Source organism: Sphingobium sp. D43FB (assembly GCF_002312805.1).
Lineage (GTDB): Bacteria > Pseudomonadota > Alphaproteobacteria > Sphingomonadales > Sphingomonadaceae > Sphingobium.
This window is the reverse complement of sequence record NZ_NMUA01000237.1, coordinates 1-405: the sequence shown is the minus strand read 5'-3', so window position 1 is coordinate 405 and position 405 is coordinate 1. Positions and strand designations below refer to the sequence as shown.

Annotated in this window: 1 protein-coding gene; it reads right to left on the bottom strand. The window is 50.6% G+C overall.

All coding sequences use genetic code 11. From position 1 onward, the window contains the following. Positions 1-335, bottom strand: a 335-nt coding sequence (locus tag SxD43FB_RS24185) for a hypothetical protein (RefSeq protein WP_217988857.1), incomplete at its 3' end; no start/stop codon positions are given. Positions 336-405 lie beyond the last annotated feature (70 nt).

Sequence of the window (405 nt, the reverse complement as noted above, 5' to 3'; positions counted from 1 at the left end):
GGGATATGCTTTTTGGCGCTGGCAATAGTGGCGTAACGCGCCTCGTGCGAGCCGCTTTGCGCTTTGCTATTGAACAGTTCTTCAATCTCCGCCAGCAACTGCTCATTGTCCGCACCCGATTTACCATTGATGACAATCATCAGGTCGCCGTTTTTCGCCTGTTCCAGCTCCGGCGTCAGCAGTCCTAAATTTTTCAGCACACCTTTGTTCATTTCGGTCGCCATCGCCACAAATGCCTGCTCGACGCCGTCGAGTTTATTTGCACGCGTGGAGATAGACATCAGCGAGACAGAATCAAAATAGGTATTCGGTTTAATGACTATTTTAACTGACATAATTCCCTCCGTAGGTTTGGCTCAGCGCACAACCATCGGCCATGCCATACAGCATGTCGCAGCCGGAACT